Annotated in this window: 25 protein-coding genes; 2 read left to right on the top strand and 23 right to left on the bottom strand. The window is 28.5% G+C overall.

From position 1 onward, the window contains the following. Positions 1-68: 68 nt before the first annotated feature. The 18 genes from GOM42_RS06700 to GOM42_RS06615 form a co-directional block, all read right to left on the bottom strand. Positions 69-884, bottom strand: coding sequence for an acetyl-CoA carboxylase carboxyltransferase subunit alpha (locus tag GOM42_RS06700; protein WP_003458527.1), 816 nt, complete (start codon positions 882-884; stop codon positions 69-71). Then, positions 877-1755, bottom strand: a complete 879-nt coding sequence (gene accD / locus GOM42_RS06695; RefSeq protein WP_003458574.1) for an acetyl-CoA carboxylase, carboxyltransferase subunit beta — start codon at positions 1753-1755, stop codon at positions 877-879. Before accD ends, GOM42_RS06700 begins: the two co-directional genes overlap by 8 nt. Further along, positions 1748-3100, bottom strand: coding sequence for an acetyl-CoA carboxylase biotin carboxylase subunit (locus GOM42_RS06690; protein WP_003472202.1), 1353 nt, complete (start codon positions 3098-3100; stop codon positions 1748-1750). Before GOM42_RS06690 ends, accD begins: the two co-directional genes overlap by 8 nt. A gap of 11 nt (positions 3101-3111) precedes the next feature. After that, the gene (fabZ, locus tag GOM42_RS06685; protein WP_003448879.1) at positions 3112-3531 is read right to left on the bottom strand and encodes a 3-hydroxyacyl-ACP dehydratase FabZ; all 420 of its coding nucleotides are present in this window, start codon (positions 3529-3531) and stop codon (positions 3112-3114) included. A gap of 2 nt (positions 3532-3533) precedes the next feature. Then, positions 3534-4025, bottom strand: a complete 492-nt coding sequence (accB, locus tag GOM42_RS06680; protein ID WP_003458640.1) for an acetyl-CoA carboxylase biotin carboxyl carrier protein — start codon at positions 4023-4025, stop codon at positions 3534-3536. A gap of 11 nt (positions 4026-4036) precedes the next feature. Further along, the gene (gene fabF / locus GOM42_RS06675) at positions 4037-5278 is read right to left on the bottom strand and encodes a beta-ketoacyl-ACP synthase II (protein ID WP_003470415.1); all 1242 of its coding nucleotides are present in this window, start codon (positions 5276-5278) and stop codon (positions 4037-4039) included. A 14-nt stretch (positions 5279-5292) separates the two neighbouring features. Then, positions 5293-6033: a 3-oxoacyl-[acyl-carrier-protein] reductase gene (gene fabG, locus GOM42_RS06670; RefSeq protein ID WP_003458601.1), complete on the bottom strand. Its 741-nt coding sequence runs from the start codon at positions 6031-6033 to the stop codon at positions 5293-5295. A 3-nt stretch (positions 6034-6036) separates the two neighbouring features. Then, positions 6037-6981, bottom strand: coding sequence for an ACP S-malonyltransferase (fabD, locus tag GOM42_RS06665; protein WP_096071569.1), 945 nt, complete (start codon positions 6979-6981; stop codon positions 6037-6039). A gap of 96 nt (positions 6982-7077) precedes the next feature. Then, entirely contained in the window at positions 7078-8052 is a 975-nt protein-coding gene (locus GOM42_RS06660) for a beta-ketoacyl-ACP synthase III (protein ID WP_110034737.1), read from the bottom strand. Between the two features lies 1 nt (position 8053). Continuing rightward, positions 8054-8518 carry a MarR family transcriptional regulator gene (locus tag GOM42_RS06655; protein ID WP_003448891.1) on the bottom strand — a complete coding sequence of 155 codons (465 nt, stop codon included), beginning with the start codon at positions 8516-8518 and terminating at the stop codon, positions 8054-8056. A 170-nt stretch (positions 8519-8688) separates the two neighbouring features. Then, entirely contained in the window at positions 8689-9189 is a 501-nt protein-coding gene (locus tag GOM42_RS06650; RefSeq protein ID WP_003448844.1) for a dCMP deaminase family protein, read from the bottom strand. A gap of 63 nt (positions 9190-9252) precedes the next feature. Next, positions 9253-10074, bottom strand: a complete 822-nt coding sequence (locus GOM42_RS06645) for an RnfABCDGE type electron transport complex subunit B (RefSeq protein ID WP_110077437.1) — start codon at positions 10072-10074, stop codon at positions 9253-9255. A gap of 16 nt (positions 10075-10090) precedes the next feature. After that, positions 10091-10666, bottom strand: a complete 576-nt coding sequence (locus tag GOM42_RS06640) for an electron transport complex protein RnfA (RefSeq protein WP_110034735.1) — start codon at positions 10664-10666, stop codon at positions 10091-10093. 28 nt (positions 10667-10694) lie between these two features. Then, positions 10695-11363, bottom strand: a complete 669-nt coding sequence (locus GOM42_RS06635) for an electron transport complex subunit E (protein WP_003466556.1) — start codon at positions 11361-11363, stop codon at positions 10695-10697. A 17-nt stretch (positions 11364-11380) separates the two neighbouring features. After that, the gene (locus GOM42_RS06630; RefSeq protein WP_025647764.1) at positions 11381-12415 is read right to left on the bottom strand and encodes an RnfABCDGE type electron transport complex subunit G; all 1035 of its coding nucleotides are present in this window, start codon (positions 12413-12415) and stop codon (positions 11381-11383) included. Positions 12416-12645: 230 nt separating this feature from the next. Continuing rightward, the gene (locus GOM42_RS06625; protein WP_110034734.1) at positions 12646-13698 is read right to left on the bottom strand and encodes an alanine racemase; all 1053 of its coding nucleotides are present in this window, start codon (positions 13696-13698) and stop codon (positions 12646-12648) included. Between the two features lie 179 nt (positions 13699-13877). Continuing rightward, entirely contained in the window at positions 13878-14828 is a 951-nt protein-coding gene (locus GOM42_RS06620; protein ID WP_003448807.1) for an SPFH domain-containing protein, read from the bottom strand. 19 nt (positions 14829-14847) lie between these two features. Continuing rightward, a complete protein-coding gene (locus tag GOM42_RS06615; RefSeq protein WP_003448822.1) occupies positions 14848-15261 on the bottom strand; it encodes an NfeD family protein in 414 nt (137 codons plus the stop codon). Between the two features lie 314 nt (positions 15262-15575). Here GOM42_RS06615 and GOM42_RS06610 point away from each other — a divergent pair, with 314 nt between their 5' ends. Together GOM42_RS06610 and GOM42_RS06605 are read left to right on the top strand one after the other, a co-directional pair. Continuing rightward, the gene (locus GOM42_RS06610; RefSeq protein WP_110077435.1) at positions 15576-17483 is read left to right on the top strand and encodes an NAD(+) synthase; all 1908 of its coding nucleotides are present in this window, start codon (positions 15576-15578) and stop codon (positions 17481-17483) included. Between the two features lie 359 nt (positions 17484-17842). Beyond that, positions 17843-19270: a tetratricopeptide repeat protein gene (locus GOM42_RS06605; protein WP_110034732.1), complete on the top strand. Its 1428-nt coding sequence runs from the start codon at positions 17843-17845 to the stop codon at positions 19268-19270. Between the two features lie 125 nt (positions 19271-19395). Here the strand turns inward: GOM42_RS06605 and hisJ are convergent, their stop codons facing one another. The 5 genes from hisJ to GOM42_RS06580 all read right to left on the bottom strand — a co-directional run bounded on the left by hisJ (position 19396) and on the right by GOM42_RS06580 (position 23711). Further along, complete coding sequence (gene hisJ / locus GOM42_RS06600) at positions 19396-20220, bottom strand: histidinol-phosphatase HisJ (RefSeq protein ID WP_011590663.1); 825 nt, start codon at positions 20218-20220, stop codon at positions 19396-19398. A 183-nt stretch (positions 20221-20403) separates the two neighbouring features. Next, positions 20404-21192, bottom strand: coding sequence for an endonuclease/exonuclease/phosphatase family protein (locus tag GOM42_RS06595; protein ID WP_003466891.1), 789 nt, complete (start codon positions 21190-21192; stop codon positions 20404-20406). A gap of 190 nt (positions 21193-21382) precedes the next feature. Further along, a complete protein-coding gene (locus tag GOM42_RS06590) occupies positions 21383-21622 on the bottom strand; it encodes a DUF1292 domain-containing protein (RefSeq protein ID WP_003448834.1) in 240 nt (79 codons plus the stop codon). Positions 21623-21926: 304 nt separating this feature from the next. Beyond that, positions 21927-22352 carry a hypothetical protein gene (locus GOM42_RS06585; RefSeq protein WP_025647771.1) on the bottom strand — a complete coding sequence of 142 codons (426 nt, stop codon included), beginning with the start codon at positions 22350-22352 and terminating at the stop codon, positions 21927-21929. A 3-nt stretch (positions 22353-22355) separates the two neighbouring features. Further along, on the bottom strand, positions 22356-23711 hold the full coding sequence (locus GOM42_RS06580) for a rhodanese-like domain-containing protein (protein ID WP_110034730.1): 1356 nt from the start codon (positions 23709-23711) through the stop codon (positions 22356-22358). Positions 23712-23854 lie beyond the last annotated feature (143 nt).

The raw sequence follows: 23854 nt of genomic DNA, 5'->3' as shown, positions 1-23854 counted from the left end.
TTTAAAGATGAATTAATTTTAATAAAAAACACATGAGTTTTTTAGCTCATGTGTTTTATTTTATATGATTATAGATTATTTTCTATATTTCTATATTTATTGTATCTTTCATTTAATAAGGTATCTAAATCAGTACCCTTCATTTCACCTAAGGCTTCTAAAATTGTCTTTTTAATGTTTTGAGCCATTTTAATTGGATTTTTATGTGCTCCTCCCCTAGGTTCTTTTATTATTTTATCTATTATATTAAAGCTTTTTAAATCCTGAGCAGTTATTTTCATTACACTAGCAGCTTCCTCAGCTCTAGAAGAATCTTTCCACAATATAGATGCAAAGCCCTCTGGAGATAATACAGAATAAATAGAGTGTTCTAGCATAAATACTTTATCTGCAACAGCTAAGGCTAAAGCACCTCCACTTCCACCTTCTCCAATAACTATTGATATTACAGGAACCTTTAATCCCATAAGTTCAACTAAGTTTTGAGCTATAGCTTGCCCTTGTCCTCTCTCTTCTGCACCTATGCCACAAAAAGCTCCTGGAGTATCTACAAAGCAAATAACAGGCCTTTTAAATTTTTCTGCTTGTTTCATAAGTCTTAATGCTTTTCTATATCCTTCTGGGTGAGGCATACCAAAGTTTCTTTTTATATTTTCCTTTGTATTTTCACCCTTGCATATGCCTATAACAGTAAAACTTAGATTATTTAAAAGAGCTATTCCTCCAATTATTGCTTTATCATCTCCAAAGTTTCTATCCCCATGTAATTCTATAAATTCATCAAATATTTCATTTATATAAAATTTTGCATTAGGACGATTAGGATCTCTAGCTATTTTTACTTTATTCCATGCATCTGCTGTTCTTATTAGTTCTCTACTCATAATCCACCTCATGCATTCTTAAAAGAGAAGTTATTACTTGTTTTAAATCTTTTCTTTGTACTATCTTATCTATAAATCCTTTTTCCAATAAAAATTCTGCAGTTTGGAAATCATCAGGTAACTTTTCATTAATAGTTCCTTCTATTACTCTTCTACCTGCAAAACCAACTAAACATCCTGGCTCGCTTAATATGATATCGCCTTCCATGGCAAAGCTAGCAGTTACCCCACCAGTAGTAGGATTTGTTAATACTGTAATATATAATAAGTTCTCTCTACCATGTCTATAAATTGCCCCACTAACCTTTGCCATTTGCATAAGAGAATATATTCCCTCTTGCATTCTTGCTCCACCAGAGCAAGTAAATATTATTAAAGGAAGTCTATTTTTAGTTGCATATTCAATGGCTCTAGTAATCTTTTCACCAACAGCCGTTCCCATACTTCCCATCATAAAATTAGAATCCATTACACAAAGAACTACTTTTCTCTGAGCAATATAAGCTTCTCCTGTTACAACCCCTTCAATAACATGACTTTTCTTTTGATATCCTTTAATCTTCTCTTCATATCCATTAAAATCTAAGGGATTTCTTCCAACCATTTTTTTGTCAAACTCAACAAAAGTATTTTCATCTGTTAAATATTTAATTCTTTCATATGCTCCTAATTTAAAATGATGACCACAATTAGGACACACATTAAAATTTTCTCTTAAATCTTCAGTATATAAGATTTTTGCACACTTTTCACACTTGCTCCACATACCAGAGGGTATATTTGGTTTTTCATCTTCATTTAATTCAGTATCATTTAATTCAACTGAACTAACAGTTATATACTTTCTTTTATTTAATAAATTCTTAATCATACTTATTCACCAACTTTTCAGATAAAAATGAAGTATTATAAGTACCATTTTTAAAATCTTCATGATCCAATATTAAAAAGTGATAGTCTATGTTAGTTGTTATACCATCAATAGCAAATTCATCTAAAGCCCTTTTCATTTTAGAAATTGCCTCTTCTCTATCTTTACCATGAACTATTAGCTTACCAATCATTGAATCATAACAATGGGGTATCTTATATCCAGAATAAATTGCTGTATCTAAACGAACTCCAAATCCTCCTGGGAAATTAATTTCCTTTATTAAACCAGGGCATGGCATAAAGTTTTTGCTTGGATCTTCAGCATTTATTCTGCATTCTATGGAATGACCATTTATCTTTAAATCATCTTGAGTTATTTCTAACTCCTTACCAAATGCAACTTTTATTTGTTCCTTAACAAGATCAACACCTGTTATCATTTCAGTTATAGGATGTTCAACTTGTATTCTTGTGTTCATTTCCATAAAATAAAATTCACCATTTTTATCTAATAAAAATTCAATTGTTCCAACATTGCTATAGTTTACAGCTTTAGCTGCTTTAACTGCAATCTTACCAAGTTTATCCCTTTGTTCATCACTTAAAATTGATGAAGGAGCTTCTTCTAAAACTTTTTGATTTTTTCTTTGAGCTGAACAATCTCGCTCAAAAAGGTGAAGGGCATTTCCATGCTTATCGCATAATAATTGTACTTCTATATGTTTAGGATTTTCAACAAATCTCTCAATGTAAATTTTATCATCACCAAAATTTGCTTGAGCCTCTGATTTAGCTGTGTTGTAATTTGAAATAAAATCTTCTTCTTTATAAACTATTCTTATTCCTTTTCCACCGCCACCTGAGGATGCCTTTACTATTACAGGGAATCCTATTTTTTTAGCTATCTTTAAAGCAAACTCTGGACTTTCAATTTCACCTTCATATCCAGGTACAACAGGAACATCAGCCTTTTTCATTATTTCTCTTGCCATAGCTTTGTTTCCCATAAGTTCTATAGCTCTCCAATTAGGGCCAATAAACTCAATATTACACTCTTCACACATCTTAGCAAATCTTGGATTCTCAGATAAAAAACCAAATCCAGGATGAATAGCTTCAGCCCCAGTTAGAACACAAGCACTTAATATATTTTGAATATTTAAGTAACTTTCTTTAGAATTCCATGGACCTATACAAACTGCTTCATCAGCTAACTGCACATGTAATGCATCTTTGTCTATTTCAGAATAAACAGCTACAGTAAGAATTCCTAATTCTCTACAAGCACGTATTATTCTAACAGCTATTTCACCTCTATTTGCTATTAATATCTTTTTAAACATAATTAAATCACCTAACCTATTGCAAACATAATTTCTCCAGAACAAGCGATTTTTCCATCTACAGTAGCCGTAGCTTTACCAAATCCAATGCTTCCTCTAAGTTTTATTATTTCAACTTCAAGTCTTAGAGTATCACCTGGTAAAACTTGTTTTTTAAATCTGACTTTATCTATTCCTGCAAAGAAAGGAGTTTTTCCTTTAAACTCTTCTTTATTTAATAGTGCTATAGCACCTGCCTGAGCTAAGGCCTCTACTATTAAAACCCCTGGCATTACTGGATAATCAGGAAAATGTCCTTGAAAAAAAGGTTCGTTTATTGTTACATTCTTATATGCTACAACTTTACTTTCAGTTATCTCTTCTACTTTATCAACAAGTAAAAAAGGATATCTATGAGGAAGTATTTCTTTAATCTCATTTATATTCATCATAATTATGCTCTCCTAACTTTAAATAAGGGTTGACCATATTCAACCATATTTCCATTTTGAACTAATATATCAACAATTTCTCCAGATACTTCACTTTCAATTTCATTCATAAGTTTCATTGCTTCAACTATACATAAAACATCTCCTGAAGAAATTTTGCTTCCTATAGAAACATAACTCTTTTCTCCAACTCCAGGTGATTCATAGAATGTACCTACCATAGGTGAAGTAACTAAGTATAAGTCTTCATCTTGAATTATCTCTTCTTTAGGCTGTGATTTGACTTCCTCAACCTTTGAAATTGATTCATTTTTTTCTTCTGATATATCAGTTTTTTCTGTTTCTTCTAGATTTGAAGCTTTCTTTTCTTCTAATAAATTTCTAGTTAGAGATTTATCCATCTTTATATATGAATTATCTACTTTAACCTCAAAATAAGCAATATTAGAAGAATCGATTTTATCTATAAGCTCTTTAATCTCATTAAGATTCATAATTTCAACTCCTAATCCCACTTTTTAAATAATAATGATGCGTTATGACCACCAAAACCTAATGCGTTATTGATTACATAATTTAATTCTAATTCTCTACCTTCATTTACAACATAATCTAAATCACAATCTTCATCAGGAACTTTATATCCTATTGTTGGTGGAATAAATCCTTCTTCTAAAGCTTTAACACATATTACTGATTCTATAGCTCCAGCTGCTCCTAATAAATGACCAGTCATTGATTTTGTTGATGAAACTGGTATATCATAAGCTTTTTCACCAAAGCATCCTTTAATAGCTAAAGTTTCGAATTTATCATTTAAAGGAGTACTTGTTCCATGTGCATTTATATATGAAATTTCATCCTTATTTATTTTTCCTTCTTCTATAGCTGCTTCTATAGCTCTCTTAGCTCCATCACCTTCTGGATCAGGTGAAGTTATATGATATGCATCACAAGTGGCACCATATCCTATAATTTCTCCATAGATTCTAGCACCTCTTTTTTGAGCACTCTCTAAACTTTCTAATATTAATATTCCAGCGCCTTCTCCCATAACGAATCCAGATCTTTCTTTATCGAAAGGTATTGAAGCTCTTTTAGGATCATTATTAGTATTTAATGCCTTAAGATTAGTAAATCCTGCAATGGCAGCTCTAGTTATAGAAGCTTCTGATCCACCTGATATAACTATATCTGAATATCCATGTTTTATACTTCTATAAGCTGCCCCTATAGAGCTTACCCCTGTAGCGCAGGCAGTAACTAGTGATTCACATACTCCTTTTGCCCCATACTTAATAGCAATATTTCCAGCAACTAAGTTTATTATTCCTGATGGAATTGCAAAAGGTGAAACTCTATTTGGTCCTTTAGTTAATAAAACATCAAATTGTGCTTCTAAGGTACCATATCCACCTATTCCTGAACCAACTATAACACCTACTCTATTTGGATCTACATTTTCATCCTTTAAGTCTAATTTAGCATCCTTCATTGCCTCTTCTGTAGCTGCAAGAGCAAAATGAGTAAATCTATCTAAACGCTTAGCTTCCTTTTTATCTATAAAATCCTCTGCTTTAAAGTTTTTAACTTCTCCTGCAATTTTAACTTTATAATCACTAGCATCAAATAAAGTTATTTCATCAATTCCACAAACACCTTTTTTAGCATTGGTCCAAAACTCCTTTACATTGTTTCCAATTGGTGTAATTGCTCCCAATCCCGTTATAACAACTCTGTTTTCCATAATAATTACTCCTCCTACATTACCATTCCGCCATCTACATTTATGACTTGACCTGTTATATAATTTGCTGCATCTGATGCTAAGAATCCTACTAAGTTAGCAACGTCTTCAGGGTCTCCTAATCTTTTTAAAGGAATATTTTTAGAAGCTTCCTCTTTAACTTTTTCAGATAAAGAAGCTGTCATATCAGTATTTATAAATCCAGGTGCTACAGCATTTACAGTTATTCCTCTACTTCCTAATTCTTTAGCTAAAGATTTAGTTAATCCTATAACACCAGCCTTTGATGCTGCATAATTTACTTGACCAGCATTCCCAGCTATACCTACAACAGAAGTCATGTTTATAATTTTACCAAACCTTTGTTTCAACATTATGGCAGAAGCATGCTTTGCACAATTAAATGTACCTTTTAAGTTTACATCTATTACATTATCAAAGTCTTCTTCCTTCATTCTCATAATTAAAGTATCCTTTGTTATGCCTGCATTATTTACAAGTATATCTATTTTCCCAAATACTTCCTTACATTTATCCATAAGATTTTTAGAATCTTCAAAATTACTTATATCACATTTTACAGTAAGAACTTTTACCCCTTTTCCTTCTAAAATGGCTTTTAATTCTTCTGCCTCTTTATCAGAATTTCTATAATTTATAACAATATTAGCTCCATGATCTGCTAATTTTAAAGCGATTGCTCTTCCAATTCCTCTTGTTCCACCAGTTACTATTGCTACTTTATCTTTTAACATAGGTTAAAGTACCTCCATCTCTCTTAATTTTGATAATGTTTTTTCTAAAGATTTTAAATCCTCTACATTAAGCACTGTAACATTTTTATTTATTTTTTTAACAAATCCACTTAAAGCTTTACCAGGACCTATTTCAATAAAAGTATCTACACCACTTTCAATCATTTTTTCTATATCATTTATAAATAAAACAGGCTTTTTAACTTGAGAAGTTAAAAGGTCTATTATATTATCATCTTCTAAATAGGCTTCTCCCTTAACATTAGACATAACAATTCCATTTAATTTATTTATTGAAATTTTATTTAACTCATCCTCTAATTTCTCAGCTGCTGGCTGTAACATTGAACAGTGAAATGGAGCTGATACAGGTAATTTTATAGCTCTTCCACCAACTTCTTTTATAAATTCCATAGCTTTTTCTAAAGCTACTAATTCTCCAGAAATAACAATTTGGCCAGGTGAATTATAATTTGCACCCTCAACTATTCCATATGGAGAACTTTTTTCTATTATTTCATCAACTTGTTCTGGAGTCATTCTTAAAACTGCAACCATTCCACCAATACCTTCTGCCACAGCTTCTTGCATGAATTTACCTCTTTTTTTAACTAGTTTAACTCCATCTTCAAAATTAATGGCACCACTATGAATAAGTGCAGAATATTCTCCTAAGCTTAATCCACAACTTATATGAGATTTAACTCCTAATTTATCTAGTGCTGTAAGTATAGCCATGTTTGTAGTTATTATTGCAGGCTGAGTAAATTCAGTTTTATTTAATAATCCCTCAGGATCATTAAAACAAAGTTCTTCCATATCTATGCCTAAGGCTTCACTACTTCTTTTAAATACTTCTTTACTTTCTTCAAAGTTATCAAAGAATTCTTTGCCCATTCCTACATATTGGGCTCCTTGCCCTGCAAATAAAAATCCTAGTTTAGCCATTAAAATACCTCCCAAAATTTAACGGATTAAAAATAAATATATCTATAATTATATTCTCATTTAGTATTATTTTCTAGATTTTTGTTTTTTCAAGAATTATAACTTAATTAAAGCAGCTCCCCAAGTAAGGCCTCCACCAAAGCCAACCATTATTATGTTGTCTCCTTTTTTCAAATTTCCTTCATCAATTGATTCACAAAGGGCTATTGGAATGCTTGCCCCTGATGTATTTCCATAATTCTGTAAATTTGTTATGAACTTTTCTCTTGGTATTCCTAATCTTTTAACTACGTAATCTATAATTCTTAAATTTGCTTGATGAGGAATTATAGCATCTATATCTTCTATTTTTATGTTTTCTTTTTCTAAAATCTCTACTATACTTTCTTCCATTACTTTTGTTGCAAACTTAAATATCTCTCTTCCATTCATGTTTATGTAATTTTCAGAAACTTCTCTTCCATCTTTAAATGGACTATTTAGAGGTAACCCCTGAATAACAAGGGAATCTCCCTTAGAACCATCAGATTTTACATTTACACATTTTATTCCACAATCTTCTTCTGTGCTTGTAAGAACAGTAGCCCCTGCCCCATCTCCAAAAAGAACACAACTTCCTCTATCTTTCCAGTTAAGTGCTTTTGATAAAGTTTCTGCACCTATTATTAAGGCATTATTAGCTTCACCTGATCTTATTAAAGATCTTCCTAATTTAAGTGCATATATAAATCCAGTACAAGCTGCATTTATATCAAAGGCCCATGCATTTTTAGCTCCTAACTTATCTTGAACAATACAAGCTGTAGATGGAGTAAAATTATCTGGAGTTACAGTAGCTACTATTATTAAATCTATTTCTTCAGCACTTAATCTTGCTTGACTTAAGGCTTTTTTACTAGCTTCTACTGCCAAATCTGAAGTATTTTCATCTAATGAAATATATCTTCTTTCTATTCCAGTTCTAGTTCTAATCCATTCATCGCTAGTCTCTAAAAATTCTTGTAATCTTTCATTTTCTACTAAATTTTTAGGTGTATATAAGCCAAAGCCTATCATTTTAGCATTTTTCATATTAATTCTCCTTTGATTTCATAAGTTCTAGTTTCTTTTGAAAGAACTTATCTAACTTATCTAAAGAACTTATTAAAACCTCCTCTTCACTAACGCCTAGTTCCTCTAAAACATGATCTATCATTTCTTCATGAAATTTTTCATGTACTTTATAAGCTAGAGTTCCTTTCTCTGTAAGTTCTATCATAACAACTCTTCTATCTTCTTCTATTCTTCTTCTATTTACATATCCTTTTTTTATTAATTTGTTTATAGCAGTTGTTAAAGTACCTACTGTTATTTTTAAATCCAATGCCACCTCTGACATTGTTCTTGCTTTCTCTATCCCTATGGCCTCTATAGTATGCATTTCTGTTATAGATAAATCATTAAAGGGTGCACTTTTTAATGCAAACTCCTCTATCCTCAAAATATTATTGAATAATTTCACTAAAATATTATTTAATACTAATTCACTTTCCTTCATCCTAAAATCGCTCCCTTACTTCAAAATCATTAGATATAAAATTCAAATATTTTGAATATCAAACCAAATATTTTGATATTCAAAATATACTATACTAAATAAAAATTGTCAACTATTATAAATTTATCTTAAAATAAACCCCATAGATAATACTATGGGGTTTATTTATTTTAAACATCCTCTGGATTAAATGATATTAATAAACTTTCTCTCTTGCTTCCTAAATATCTATATTTTACATTTGCTTTATCAAACATAAATTTAGAGGCCTTAACAATGTCAGTATCCTTATATTTATCTGAAAGGTATATTACTTCAGTTATCCCAGCTTGAATTATTGCTTTTGCACATTCATTACAAGGGAACAAAGTAGCATATACTCTACAGTTTTTAACATTCTTACCTGTACTATTTAAAATAGCATTAAGTTCAGCATGACATGCATATGGATATTTTGTTTCTAAAAAATCTCCCTTATTTCCCCAAGGCAGATCATCATCTGAACATCCTTTAGGAAAACCATTGTATCCAATACCTACTATTTTATTATCATTATCAACTATACAAGCTCCAACTTGAGTGTTTGGATCTTTACTTCTTTTAGCACTAATTAATGCAACTCCCATAAAATATTCATCCCATGAAATATAATCTTCTCTTTTGCTAATCATATTAACCTCCTAAATAGAAACTTAACACTTATTTTAAAGTTTTTTTATTTTTTTTCAAGGGTTTTAAAAAATTTCATTGTTATTTTCTCTTAAATTTATTGCTTTTTTAGGACATTTAGATACACATATCCCACAAGATGTACATTTTTCATAATCAATTATTGCAAGGTTATTTTCAACCCTTATGGCTTCGCTTGGACAATTCTTTTCACATAGCTTACATCCTATGCAACCTACGGAGCAATTTTGATTTACAATTTTTCCACTATCATTAGAATTGCAACTAACAATTACCTTTTGATTTTCCTTTATTATATCTATAAGATTTTGTGGACATGCACTTACACAAGCTTTACATGCTACGCATTTTGAAGAATCAACTTTTGCTATACCATCTATAATACTTATTGCTCCAAATTTACATGCTTCTTTACAACTTCCTAATCCAAAGCATCCAAAGCTACATCCTTCACTTTTATTATTTTTTAAAAATTCTTTAGCCTCTATGCAATTTTTATTTTCTGGAATATTTAATTGAATCTTTTTATTTTTACAATCCCCCATACATTTTACAAAAGCAACTTTCTTTTCAACAGTTTTAACCTTTGCTCCTAATATTTCACCAATCTGCTTAGCTACATTTTGGCCACCTACTCCGCATAGACTCATATCAGCTCCTTCATAAACTAAAGCATTAGCATAAGCATCACACCCTGGATAGCCACATCCTCCACAGTTAGCTCCTGGCAAAATATCTCTTATTTTAGTAACTCTCCCATCTACTTTCACTTCAAACTTTTTAGATGCAAATCCTAAAAGAATCCCAAATAAAAAACCTAATACACCTAAAACTAAAATAGAATAAAATATACTTGAAAAGTCCATTTAATCGCCTCCTTATCTATATAAGTCCTTGGAATCCTAAAAAGGCAATAGACATAAGTGCTGCTGTAAAAAGAGTTATTGGTAATCCTCTAAAATATGGATGTATTTCTTCATTGTCATCTATTTTTTCTCTTAAAAATGACATTAATACTATAGCAAGCATAAATCCTCCAGCAGCCCCTAAAGCATGTACTATTGATTGAATAAGATTATATCCTTCTTCCACATTAGTAACAGCCATTCCTAAAACAGCGCAGTTTGTAGTTATTAAGGGTAAAAATATACCTAAGGCTTTATATAAACTAGGACTATATTTTTTAACAACCATCTCCACAAATTGAACTAAGGAAGCTATAGCAAGAACAAAAACTATTGTTTTTAAATAAGTTATATTAAATTTATCTAAAACAAGATTATAAACAAGCCAAGAAATTATACTAGCTAATACCATTACAAAGGTAACTGCAAGTCCCATTCCTACTGCAGCATCCTTCTTTTTTGAAACTCCTATAAATGAACATATTCCTAAAAATTGTGATAAAACAAAGTTATTAACAAGCATAGCTCCAATAAAAATCAGAAATAATTCCATAAACTTCACCTCTAATCCCTATATTTTATTAAGAATTTTTACCGCATCCAGAACACGTGCTACAATTATGTTCTAAACATTTAGCCTTTGTCCCTTCCTTTTCAGCTTTCTTTATATTTCTATAATTTAAGAAAGTCATTAATGCTCCTAAGGTTAAAAATGCACCTGGAGCTAATATCATAATAGTAGCTGGCTTAAATCCCTCTGGCATAATGCTCTTTCCTAAAAATGTTCCAGCACCTAATATTTCTCTAAAAGTTCCTATAGAAAATAACGCTATAGTAAATCCAATTCCCATTCCAATGGCATCAAAAATAGATGGTAGAATTTTGTTATTTGAAGCATAAGCCTCAGCTCTCCCTAATATAACGCAGTTAACCACTATAAGAGGTATAAAAATTCCTAAGGATTTATATAATGATTGAACATAAGCATTCATTAACATATCAACCACAGTAACAAAGGATGCAATTATAACTATATATGCAGGAATTCTTATTTTATTTGGTATAAACTTTCTTAAGGCTGAAATTATCATATTAGAAAAAATTAAAACCACTGTAGAAGCTATTCCCATGCCCACGGCATTTTCAACACTTGAAGTAACTGCTAGGGTTGGACACATAGCTAATACTTGAACAAATATAGGATTTTCAGTAACTATACCATTTTTTAATCTTTCAAATAAAACTTTCAAAAATATCCCTCCCTAATTTAACTAAGATTATTATTATAGAAATTAATCACATTAGTAATTCCTTTTATAATAGCCATTGAGCTCTTAGTTGCTCCACTTATTGAATCAACATTAACAACTTCACCATAAACACTTAAATCAATTTCATTTGTGTTTTCTTTAACTGAAAGTTTATCTAGGGAAGATACTCCTATAAAAGAATTTAAAAAGTTTTCATCTTCTATTAAATCTCCTAGTCCAGCAGTTTCTTTATGATCTATTATTTGTACCCCTGTAATTATTCCACCTGTTGAAATTCCAAGGGCAAATTTAATCGGTTTCTCTTCATACATACCAACTTCACTAGCTTCTATGGCATAACCAATCTCTTTTTCTCCATTAGATACTATAGAAACCTTATCTATTCCCTCTTCTAATTCAATAGTTAATTCCGTTATATCTCCTTCTAGATTAATCTTTGATAAATTTAAGATCTTTTCCTTTGATAGATCTTCACCTAAAACATTTTCTTTATAAAAACTAATTGCATCATTTATTCCACTTGAAACGGCATTTGATGATATAGTTGCTCCTGTTATTCCTTGAATTTCCCCCTGAGAACTTGGTGAGGTTTTAACTATTTTTATATTATCTTCAATGGTTAAACCTTTAAACTTTTCAGAAAAAGAACTCTCTTCAACCTTAGCTCCTAAACCTGGAGTCTCTGCTTGGGATAATACTTTAACTCCACTAATTTCTCTATTCTTATCAATAGCTACTACCATATCTATTGGCCCATTAAATCCCTTTGGAGAAACCTTTATAATATATCCTTCATTTTCAGAACCATTTTTAGCTTGGAACACTTCTGATATAGTTGAATCTTCATTCTTTTCAAAAGCAAAATCTTCTAATTTATTTGCTTTAGGCAATATTTCCTTTAAATCATCTGCACTTAACTTTGCATTTTGAGCAATAACTTCTTTTGTAAATTCATTTGCAAAACCTAAGAATACTCCTGCAAAAGAGGTTATTAAACAAAGTATAATGCCTAATTTTAGATTTTCTTTCATGATATTTTCCCTCCCATAAATAAATAATTTAAAAATCTAAAATCCTTAGTACACTACTTTAAAATTACTAGTTAATTGTGATTTTAATAAATCAATATTTCATTAGCATTATTCTTTTTAGGCTATATTAAAAGGTAGTGTTTTAACTCTTAAAATATTACAAAAAATAAAAAAAACATAAGACTAGATTTGTTTAGCCTTATGTTTCTTAAAAATATAAATTTTTGCTTCTAATAAATATATCTTTTTTCTATGCTTGAATCTGATATTATAGGTGAAATATCAACTTTTAAAACTGAATCTTTAGAGCAGTTTTCCATAGAAATAATAGTTATATTCATATTTACTTTTCCTAATATTTTTACAGGTACATTGTTATTAAATATTACACTTCTCTCTTTAAATCTTCTATAAATCATTCTAAATATATCATAGAAAACATTATTTTTAATTTCTCTGCTTATGCCTAAGCCATGAACATTACCACATTCAATTATTCCTATTTCCATATCCTTATCTGCCTTAAAAAGACAACCATATCCTACAGTTTGTCCCTTTGAAACTTTATAGGTATTTACTGGTTTTGCATAGTATTCATAAGTCTTTTTAATTCCTTTATTAAAGCCTATATATCCATAAAGCACATTACCGGCTCTTGCCCCTGTAGTAAAATCACATGCTTTTCTTAATTGATCATTTACAATAGCACTTGACGCCATGCAGTGTATTATTCTTACTTTATCTTTATACTTTTCAACTGTAGATTTAAATAATTCTATTTGTTTTAAAGTATAATTAACATCCTTAGCATTATGTAAATGAGTATAGATACCATCTATTTCAAGGTTAGGAAATTCATTTTTAACTCTTTCTATAAATGAATCTAACTTGTTAGGCTTTATGCCCATTCTGTTCATACCTGTATCTACATATATATGTACTCTTTTCTTTGTTTCCTTATCTAATTCATTTAATATTTCCTCATTATCTAAAGTTAATATTAAATTATCTCTTTCATCTTTAAAATCATCTTTTGTACATAAAGGTGATAAGATAAGTATATCCTTATTAATATTATCTAAGCATAAGCTTTCATCAATATTACCTACTGCTATTATGTCAGCCTTATCTTCTATAAATTCAGCAATTTTTTTACTGCCTAATCCATATGCATCTCCCTTTATAACTGCAATTAGCTTTTTATTTTGTATTAAATCTCTTATTACATTTATATTATTCTCTATATTTTTTAAATTTACATCGCACCAAAAATAATTACTCATTTTAAAATCCTCTTTCTACATTGAAATTACATTTTATATGATAACATTTTTTTATGAATATATAAATTACTAATTTATACCTAAATAAAAAAATCCCTTTACTCTTTAAAGCAAAGGGAAAAATTAATGCCTACGTAAGCCTTTTTAAAGACTCAAAAATAGTATATTCCTAATAATAATTATTTATTCTCTTTATTTTCTTTTAAAATATCAGCAATAGCTGCTATACTTCCTAAAGAGGAAACTGCTTCATTAGGTAAAATAAGCTTATTAGCTGGATTTGCTGCCATTTCTTTTAATGCTTCAACTTGTTTTAAAGCAATTACTACTTCGTTAGTTCCAGATTCAATTATTGAAGTATTTATTCTTTCAATAGCTGCAGCTTCTGCCTTTGAAACCTCTTCAATAGCTCTAGCCTTACCTTCAGCTTCAAGTAATTGAGATTCTTTTAAACCTTCAGCATGTCTTATATTAGCTTCTTTTTCAGCCTCAGCTCTTAAAATTTTAGCTTGCTTTTCAGCTTCTGCTCTTGCTATTTCACTTTGTTTTAAACCTTCAGCTTGTAATATAGTAGCTCTCTTATCTCTTTCTGCCTTCATTTGTTTTTCCATGGCATCTTGAATTTCAGCTGGAGGAATTATATTTTTAATTTCTACAGAAAGTATCTTTATACCATAAGCATCTGTTATAGAATCTATTATTGTTAAAAGCTCTAAGTTTATTTTATCTCTACCTGATAAAACTTCATCTAAAGACATATTACCTACTATGTTTCTCATGTTTGTTATTGTTGAGTAAACTATACCTGATTTAAAATCTTCTATATTATAAACAGCATCTTTAGCATTTAATACTTTATAGAATATAACATTATCAATTTCAATTTTTACGTTATCCTTTGTTATTACATATTGTGGAGGTATATCTAGAATTTGTTGCTTTGTTGAAATTTTCTTTCTTACAAAGTCAGCGAAAGGAATAACTAAATGCCAACCTGGCTCTAAAATTTTACTAAATTGTCCAAAACGTTCTAACACATAAACATATCCTGTATTTACAACCTTGATTGATGAAATTGCTGCAAATACCACTATTAATAATAAGATTATAATAATTACAGTAGCTACCATGAGTAACCCCTCCTAGTTTTTATTTTTTTATTAGAATTTTATTTCCTTCTATTCCTATGATCTCGACTTCTGTACCTTTCTTTAATGGTCCACTAACACTTTTAAATGTCCAATAAATCCCCTCAAATTTAATCAATGATGAATCTTCTACATTTTCATCTAATATAATTTTTCTTCCTATATAGGATTGTTCCATGGTTTTTGTTCCTATATTATCTACTTTTATCTTTCTTTTAATTTTAGGATAAACATAGAAGAAAAATAAAATTGTTATTATGGAGAATAGTATGAATTGTAATATTACATTCACATCTAGAAATGCTAATACTAAACCACCTAAAGCCCCAAAGGAAAATCCAACAAATAGAACATCAGAACTTAAATAGTCTATTATTATTCCAGCTAGAATAACTACTACCCAAAGCCATAACATAGTTTGCCCCCTCCTTTTTTTTATTAATTTTAACTTTTTATTAATATTTACTTTATTATACAGTTTATACATTATTATTTCAAGTACTATTTTAAACTTTTTTAAATAATATTTTTAAACTCAATAAGAGTTAATTAATACTGTTTATCTCCAGTTGATTTTCTTATAAATTCACATTAATATTTAATATATAGTTTTGTTTAGTAAAAGTTACTACTATAAGAAAATATTATTTAAAAATCTAGTTTTACTTAAAGGATAAACTTTTATTACTATAGAAATACTAAAAATAAAAATATACTGGAGATGATGCTATGGATTTCATAAAAATAGGTGCAGCTTCACCTAAATTAAAAATAAGCGATACAAAATATAATATTAAAGAAATAGAAACTATGATTTTAAATGCTATAGAAGAAGAAGTTAAGGTTTTAGTTTTTCCTGAGCTAAGTATATCAGCATACTCTTGTGGTGATTTATTTACCAACGAAAAGTTAATTGAAAATTGTAATTTAGCAATAAAAAATCTAGTTGAATTTTCTAAAGGCAAAGATATTTTAATGGCTGTTGGTGCTCCTTTTTTATATAGATATTCCTTATATAATTGCGCATATGTAATATTAAATGGAAAAGTTTTAGGTATAGTGCCAAAAAGCTATATACCAAACTACTCTGAGTTTTATGAAAAAAGATGGTTTACAGAAGGTTTTAATATAAAAGGATTAAATGTTGATTTAGATTTTCAAAAGGAAGTACCTTTTGGAACTGATTTAATATTCTCATTTAAAAATTTAAAAGTAGGTTTTGAAATTTGTGAAGATCTTTGGGTTACTATACCACCTAGCTCTAATTTAGCTTTAATGGGTGCTAACCTTATTTGTAATCTTTCAGCTTCTAATGAACTTGTATCAAAAAGTTCTTATAGAAAATCATTAGTTCAAAACCAAAGTGCTAGAACAATGTGTTCTTATATTTATTCTTCAGCAGGAGTTCATGAATCAACTACAGATTTATTATTTAGTGGTCACATGATAATAGCTGAAAATGGAACTATTATAAAAGAAAATAATAGATTCAAAAGAGAAAATGATTTATTAACTGGTATAGTTGATTTATTTAAATTAGACGCAGAAAGAATAAAAAATATAAGTTTTAGAAATTCAACTTTTAATGAAAATAATGAACCTAGATTTATTCCTTTTAATTTAGAAAATACAGAGATTAAAAACTTTGATAGAGAAATAGATAAACATCCTTTCTTACCAAAATCTCAGTATGCTATGGAAGCACGTTGTGAAGAAATATTAAACATACAAGCTGCTGCCCTTGCTAAAAGATTAGAGCATACAAACCTTAAGAAAGCAGTAATTGGTATTTCAGGAGGATTGGATTCTACTCTTGCCCTATTAGTTGTGGTAAAAACCTTTGATATGCTAAATATACCAAGAGAAAATATAATAACTATAACTATGCCTGGTTTTGGAACTACAGATAGAACATATAACAATGCAGTAACTTTATGCAAAGAACTTCACTGTGATTTTAGAGAAATAAATATAGTAAATGCTGCTCTTCAACATTTTGAAGATATAGGCCATGATAAAGATATTCATGATGTAACATATGAAAATGTTCAAGCGAGAGAAAGAACTCAAATACTTATGGATTTAGCTAATAAGGAAGGTGGATTATTAATAGGTACTGGAGATCTTTCTGAACTAGCTTTAGGATGGTGTACTTATAATGGAGATCATATGTCAATGTACTCAGTAAACTGCTCTATTCCTAAAACTTTAGTTAGATTCTTAGTTAATTATTTTGCTAATCATGAAATTTCAAATGATGCTAAGGAAGCTTTATTAGATATTTTAGATACTCCTGTAAGTCCAGAATTATTACCAAAGGATAAAGAAGGTAAAATAGCTCAGAAAACAGAAGACATTGTTGGCCCTTATGAACTTCATGATTTCTTCTTATATCATTTTATAAAGCATGGATCAAGTCCTGAAAGAATACTATTCTTAGCTAAGGAAGCATTTAAAAATGATTATAATGAAGAAACTCTAAAAAAATGGCTAGATAAGTTTATAAGAAGATTCTTTACTCAACAATTTAAGCGTTCTGCTCTTCCAGATGGACCAAAGGTTGGTTCTATATCACTTTCTCCTAGAGGTGATTGGAGAATGCCTTCAGATGCTGTATATAATGACTTTTTAATTTAGTAATATTAAAAAGCTTAAAATATGAACTATAAACATTTTCTTCACATTATTTTTAATTAATAAAAAATAATTTTAGACTCTGTTTATAGTTCTTTTTTGCTTATTTATAACTATCATTTAAAATTTAATTTTTAAATAAGGGTAAAACTCCTAAATAGATTAATTTTACTATTTTTGATTCTTTTTTATATAATAAAATCTTATTTTGTAAAAAAAATAAGAACATTGACATAGTTTTGCCAAAAATATATTGTAAAATTTTATATATATAATGTATAATTAGAATTTAGACAGATACTTATTTATTTTATCGAAATATGTTTGATAAAAATTATTGAAAAAGGAGGAGCTATAAAGCTATGAGTAAATATGATAAAAAACTTAAAAAAGCGTTAGCTCAATATGAAAATGGGAATTATGAAGAAGCATTAGATATATGTGAAAAAGTTCTTGATAAGGACTACAATAATGAGGAAGCTCTTACACTAGAAAGTAGAGCACTTGAAAAGCTTAACAGAATAAGCGATGCTATTGTTTCTTGGAAAATAAATGCTGAGTATAATAACAATGAGGAAGCTAGAACAAAACTTGATAAATTTAATAATTTAGATGAAAAAAAACTAGCAATGAGTACTATATTCAGTGAAACTATGAAGGATGAAATTAAGGCTAGACTTCAAGAAGAAGCTCAAAAAGAATATGCTAAGCAATTAGAAAAGAGAGATTCTGAAATTAAGCCATTACCTAAAGACACTGAAAAAGAGAAAGAAAACAAAAAGGTTGAACAAGCTCCAGTTATTAAGATAAATAAAGAAAAACCTAGAGAAGATGTTAAGATTGATGATATAAAACCATTAGATCATAAAGCTAAAGAAACTTCAAAGACTGAAAGTAATCATCTTGATAATGTGACAAAGGTAGATTTCCATAAAAAAGATGAAATTAAAAAATCTAAAGATAAACCTAAGGATGATAATGAACCTAAAGTTATTAGTACTCCTAATTTTAAAAACGAGAAATCTAACGCTAAAAAATCTAACAAAAAGAAACCAGTTAAGTATATAGCTGTAGCTGTTTCAGGTGCTATAGTTTTATTACTTGCTTATGGAGTAACAAAAAATATAAAAACTACAGATGCTAGTAAAAATCAAATAACAGCAAGTGAAGAAGCTAATAATAATGCTAACAAGACTGAAAATTCAACTGACAATAAGACAAATGAAGATTCAAAAAAAGAAACAGAAACTAAGACTATTACTGCTGATGAATTAAATAAAGCTATTAGTAATAATGATATAAATTCTCTTTATACACTATTAACTTCTACTCCTAAGGATAAAGTACCTCAAGATGCCTTAGATGCTTATAATAAAGCAGAAAATTTAATGAAAACTGATGGGGTTAAGGATTTATACTTAAAAGGATCAGATTTATTTAAAGAGAAAAAATATGAAGATGCCCTTAAGGACTTTGAAAAAGCATATGCCTTTTCATCTGATTCTTACTTGAGACCTCACTTAATTTATTTCATGGGAACTTCTTATGAAAACTTAGATAAAAATACAGAGGCAATCAAGTATTTCCAAGAATATTTAAAGGATTATAAGGCAAAGCCAGATGCTGAAGATTTTATGTACACACCTCAATGTTTATATAACTTAGCTATTTTATATAATAAAGAAGGTAACAGTGCTGAATCTAAAAAATACGCGCAAGAAATTGAAAATGATTATCCAAACACAATGTTCTACAATGATGTTACTAAAAAAATTATATACGGTAATTAATAAAAAAGCACAAGGAATAATTCCTTGTGCTTTTTTATTATCTATAAATTAAAACTTTATAGATAATTATTTTAAAATCTCTTCTCATACAAATTTTTCAATAAATTTATATAAGTTATAGTGTCTTATATTGCTTCTGAATCTGGGAAAATCATATTTGCAACCTTCTCAAACTCTACTCCAACATATTTTGAACTATGAGAATCAGATCCTAATACCATAGGTATATTATACTTTAAGCATAAATCTAAAAATATTCCTTGAGGATGAACCTCTCCACATTTCGCTCTTCTAAGGCCTGAAGTATTTAAATCAATTTCATAATTTCCTTTTTTCATTTCTTTTAGAATACTCTCTAAAAGCTTAATATTATATTTTTCATTAGGAAAATCTGCTTTATACTTCCTAACTAAAGTTGGATGTCCTATTCTTTTAGGTTTAAAGGCTCCTAGATCGCATTTAATTGACTTTAACATAGTTTCATAGTATAGATCATAAAGCTTGTCCATTCCGCCAATTTTCTCTACTAATTCACCAATCATATCTGATCCATTACCTATTTGATAATACTCTCCTTGAAACTTTACTATATGAACTGAAAGAATTGCATCATCTAAATATTTTCCATACTTATTTAATATAGCTTTAGTCTCTTCTTCATACCCTTCCACATAATCAACCTCTAAGCCTACATTAACTTTAATTTTATCCTTAACCTTTTCTTTTAGCTCAGTTATTCCTTTTATGTACTCCTCTAATCTTTCCATAGGTAAAGCACTGTTTTTTCTTGGTGAAGGGTCTTCCATAGGTAGTGGCATGTGTTCTGTAAAAGTTATTTCTGTAATCCCATTTTTTAATGCAGTATCAATGTACATATCTAGACTATCATTACTACCATGTGGGCAATAAGTACTATGAACATGTCCATCTCTTTTTGTGTTTAAAATCATTTTATCCTCCGTATTATGCTGCTATAAATTTTGTCAAAATCTAAAATCTTAATAAAAAGATTCATTTAGATTTAAAAAATTAAAAACTCTAAGAATAAACTTTATTATAATTTACAATTAGTTTTTAATCCATTTATATTATACCTTATTAAATTAATAAGACAACATACTACCAATATACTGCTATTTTAATTCTAATTCACATATTACTGGATAATGATCCGAAGGATATCCCCTATTTATTTTTCTATCATCAATATTTAAACTTTTTATTTCATATTCCTTTGAGTATAGTATATAATCTATTATTCTCCCATCATATCCCCCTTTAAAATAATGAAAAGTTCCAAGTATGTTATTTTTTATATTATCATAACATACATTAAAGCATGTATTGTTTGTTTCTTCTTCCCTGATTATATTAAAAAGATTATCCTCTAAATAACAATTGAAATCACCCATTATTATATATGGAGTTTTATAAATTTTATAATTTTTCTTCACTTCTTTTAATATTATTTTTATGCCCTCTTCCCTTGCAAGCTCACTTTCATGATCTAAATGAGTGTTATATATATCTATCTTTAATCCGCTTATTTTATCCTTTAACTTAAGCTTAGTACATATTCTAGGAAGACTACTATTAAAATCTTTACTTCCCTTAATATTAGGAGTTTTAGATAACCAAAACTGATTCCACTCTAGTACTTCAAACTTATTTTTTAAAAAGAAAATTGCATTAAATTCATCTTTTCCATTTCCTTCTCGATCTTCTCCAACCCATGAATACTCATCTAATAAATCATCCATATCATCTAACATATGAATAAGTCCCTCTTGAGTACCTATTATATCTGGCAAATGGTCTTTTATTAGCTTTGTAATTCTTAAACATCTTTGACTCCATTCATTATTGTCTTGTGCTTTAAAATCATATTTTAAATTAAATGTCATAACCTTTAAATTTCTCATAATTATTAGCTTAATTAATAAATTAATTAAACCTATCCCCCTTTATCTAAATCTTTTTAAAATAAGCTCTGTTTTAAAAGTTAGGGTTTACTTAAAACAGAGCCTAAAACAATTATAATATTTATATAGATATGTTTTATAGTGACAAATTCTAATTTATATGTACTTATTTTAAATTAAATATAAATTATTAAAATTTCAAATTAGACACTTGCTTAAACATATTTATTTCCTTTTCAGATTCTACAGAATCTAAAGTTTCATTCCAATCTTTATCAAAATTAATCTTAAATAGTTCCACATGAGTCTTATCATTTTTAGGTGCCATTGCTACATATTCTGCACCACAAATTAATTTTTGTTCTAAAACCAGATATTCAATCTTTTTTCCATTTTCATCTCTAAAAGATACTACTTGATTATCATTCATTTTTATTTCCTCCTTTAAATTTTTCTTTCTTATTTATTATTTTATATATTTTTTTATTTATTCTTTTTTAATTTAATATTCATTTACGAGTATATTATATACGATATTAAATGAGTATTATTAATAATTGTTTTAAACTTCATAAAATAAGTAAATAATTATATGTTCTTTTATAAAATAAATTTCTAAAATTTAAAGCTAATAATTATTTATTTAAATTCCTATTTAAAATTAATAATTATTAAAATCTAGACAAAATAAAAACAAACCACCTTAATTAAATACTAAGATGATTTGTTTTTTGTTATTTATATTTTATAGCTATAATTACATTCCATAAAATCTGAATTACTAAAACTATAATTCCTATGATTATAAAATAATAATAAGCTAAAAGATTTTGAAAAAATGTTAGCTTTATAACAAGAATTAATATAATAGCCATAATGCTTGTTATTATAGTTTGAATTTTATAAAAACCACTCTTTTTAGCTTTTATAGAATAAATAAACCATATAAAAAATACTAAAGATATAATTAAAGCTATAATTGATAAAATATTTAAATTTTCAATACTTATGCTATTTGAATATTGATATTTCCTAAAATAAACATGGTGCATTACACCAGCTTTTTTATTAGTTAAATATTGAATAGCAATTACCCCAATCCATAATATGGTTTGAATTATTACTATTATTGGATATAGTATTTTTTTTATTTTATCCATGAACTATTTTGTAGGCTCTCCAGTAATTGATGGATTTCCACCATTACTCCAACCAATCCATCCATCACTGTATATAGATGTATTTTTTAGTCCCATTACATTAGCATAAGTGTAAACCTCAGCTGCACGCCATCCACTACCACACATAAATGCAAGATGATTTTTTAAGTTTATTCCTTGATCTTCCCACATTTTTTCTATTTCATATCCATTTCTCATTGTATTATCTACATTTCTATAATACTCTAAAGATGTTGGACCATTTACTCCTGCGTATCCAAAAACAGCACCTTCTATACGGCCTTTTTTATCATGATAGCTATATCCTGATATTTTACCTATATATTCATCCCAAGTACGGTTATCAACTAAAGTAAAGTCAGATTTTTTAAGGTCTTCTTTAAGATCTGGTATAGTAGTAATTACTTCAGGATCTGCTGGTATAGTAGCACCAAAATCTACTCCTGGAGTTTTAGGATTAACCTTAGTTTCTAATTCATATCCAGCACTAGTCCAAGCTCCATCGCCTCCATTTAATACTCTTACATCTTTAACACCCATGTATTTTAAAACACTAGCTAAACGATAAGCTGCCATTTGCTCAGCACCTGTAAGTATTATTGTATCATCTTTATTAATTCCATAGTCTGAAGCAAATTGAGTTAATGTCTTATCATCTGCAAGCATCCAAGTTGGAGGTGGTTCTATAGTGTCTGTATTTATATGTACACTTGTAGGAACGTGTCCCTTTCCATATGTTTGATTTTCATCTCCCCAGCTTGCCTCAAGTACTTTTATGTTTTTAGCATTTTCAAAAGTTTCTGGTTTATTTCCATCAATAACTTCCTTTAATATTTTAGCAGGAACTATTAAACTATAGTCTTCATATTTCTCTAAAGGAAGATCTTTATCACTAGCCCACTCTTTAATATCATATGAATAAAGATTTTTATATCCTTTTTTTGAAAGATAGTCAGCAACTACCTTTGAATCTTCTCCATTAGCATCATATAATATTATGTTCTTATCTGTAGTTATCCCTTTAGTTTTTAAGGCTTCATCTAATTTATTTTCTTTATCCTTAGCATCAACCTTTATCCAGTTTGCAGAAAAGTCCTCTGCATTTGGAATGTGTCCTCCCCTAGCTTCATCATATAATATCCACCCATTATATGAATCACTTAAACGTGTATCAACAGCTATCCAAGAATTATCTTTTAAATTTTCTTGTACTTCTTTTGTGCTTAAAGATTTAATAGAAGTATTTGTTTCATTACTTTTATTTCCAGAACAGGCCATAAAAGTTACAGTTGTAGATACTGCCATTAAACCTAAAGTTAATTTTTTTAATAAACTCATCTTTTCCTCCTTAGTTTTATTAATTTTCTATTAATTTTAGTACCATTAAAAATAATATCAAATTTATATTATTTAGTAAATAACTATTAAAAATTATTAAATTCACACCAATTTACTAATTTTATTGAATTTATTATTATTTT

The sequence above is a fragment of the Clostridium sp. 16K-1-R1 genome, from assembly GCF_023921145.1.
Lineage (GTDB): Bacteria > Bacillota > Clostridia > Clostridiales > Clostridiaceae > Sarcina > Sarcina perfringens.
Note: the sequence above shows the minus strand (reverse complement) of the source record. Positions and strands in the feature narration are given on the sequence as shown.

Excerpts from the sequence above, each read along its gene's own strand:
- GOM42_RS06700 (WP_003458527.1), bottom strand. The coding sequence starts at position 884 with ATGAGTAGAGAACTAATAAGAACAGCAGATGCATGGAATAAAGTAAAA.
- accD (WP_003458574.1), bottom strand. The coding sequence starts at position 1,755 with ATGATTAAGAATTTATTAAATAAAAGAAAGTATATAACTGTTAGTTCA.
- GOM42_RS06690 (WP_003472202.1), bottom strand. The coding sequence starts at position 3,100 with ATGTTTAAAAAGATATTAATAGCAAATAGAGGTGAAATAGCTGTTAGA.
- fabZ (WP_003448879.1), bottom strand. The coding sequence starts at position 3,531 with ATGATGAATATAAATGAGATTAAAGAAATACTTCCTCATAGATATCCT.
- accB (WP_003458640.1), bottom strand. The coding sequence starts at position 4,025 with ATGAATCTTAATGAGATTAAAGAGCTTATAGATAAAATCGATTCTTCT.
- fabF (WP_003470415.1), bottom strand. The coding sequence starts at position 5,278 with ATGGAAAACAGAGTTGTTATAACGGGATTGGGAGCAATTACACCAATT.
- fabG (WP_003458601.1), bottom strand. The coding sequence starts at position 6,033 with ATGTTAAAAGATAAAGTAGCAATAGTAACTGGTGGAACAAGAGGAATT.
- fabD (WP_096071569.1), bottom strand. The coding sequence starts at position 6,981 with ATGGCTAAACTAGGATTTTTATTTGCAGGGCAAGGAGCCCAATATGTA.
- GOM42_RS06660 (WP_110034737.1), bottom strand. The coding sequence starts at position 8,052 with ATGAAAAATGCTAAAATGATAGGCTTTGGCTTATATACACCTAAAAAT.
- GOM42_RS06655 (WP_003448891.1), bottom strand. The coding sequence starts at position 8,518 with ATGAAGGAAAGTGAATTAGTATTAAATAATATTTTAGTGAAATTATTC.
- GOM42_RS06650 (WP_003448844.1), bottom strand. The coding sequence starts at position 9,189 with ATGATTAGCAAAAGAGAAGATTATATTTCATGGGATGAATATTTTATG.
- GOM42_RS06645 (WP_110077437.1), bottom strand. The coding sequence starts at position 10,074 with ATGGACTTTTCAAGTATATTTTATTCTATTTTAGTTTTAGGTGTATTA.
- GOM42_RS06640 (WP_110034735.1), bottom strand. The coding sequence starts at position 10,666 with ATGGAATTATTTCTGATTTTTATTGGAGCTATGCTTGTTAATAACTTT.
- GOM42_RS06630 (WP_025647764.1), bottom strand. The coding sequence starts at position 12,415 with ATGAAAGAAAATCTAAAATTAGGCATTATACTTTGTTTAATAACCTCT.
- GOM42_RS06625 (WP_110034734.1), bottom strand. The coding sequence starts at position 13,698 with ATGAGTAATTATTTTTGGTGCGATGTAAATTTAAAAAATATAGAGAAT.
- GOM42_RS06620 (WP_003448807.1), bottom strand. The coding sequence starts at position 14,828 with ATGGTAGCTACTGTAATTATTATAATCTTATTATTAATAGTGGTATTT.
- GOM42_RS06615 (WP_003448822.1), bottom strand. The coding sequence starts at position 15,261 with ATGTTATGGCTTTGGGTAGTAGTTATTCTAGCTGGAATAATAATAGAC.
- GOM42_RS06610 (WP_110077435.1), top strand. The coding sequence starts at position 15,576 with ATGGATTTCATAAAAATAGGTGCAGCTTCACCTAAATTAAAAATAAGC.
- GOM42_RS06605 (WP_110034732.1), top strand. The coding sequence starts at position 17,843 with ATGAGTAAATATGATAAAAAACTTAAAAAAGCGTTAGCTCAATATGAA.
- hisJ (WP_011590663.1), bottom strand. The coding sequence starts at position 20,220 with ATGATTTTAAACACAAAAAGAGATGGACATGTTCATAGTACTTATTGC.
- GOM42_RS06595 (WP_003466891.1), bottom strand. The coding sequence starts at position 21,192 with ATGAGAAATTTAAAGGTTATGACATTTAATTTAAAATATGATTTTAAA.
- GOM42_RS06590 (WP_003448834.1), bottom strand. The coding sequence starts at position 21,622 with ATGAATGATAATCAAGTAGTATCTTTTAGAGATGAAAATGGAAAAAAG.
- GOM42_RS06585 (WP_025647771.1), bottom strand. The coding sequence starts at position 22,352 with ATGGATAAAATAAAAAAAATACTATATCCAATAATAGTAATAATTCAA.
- GOM42_RS06580 (WP_110034730.1), bottom strand. The coding sequence starts at position 23,711 with ATGAGTTTATTAAAAAAATTAACTTTAGGTTTAATGGCAGTATCTACA.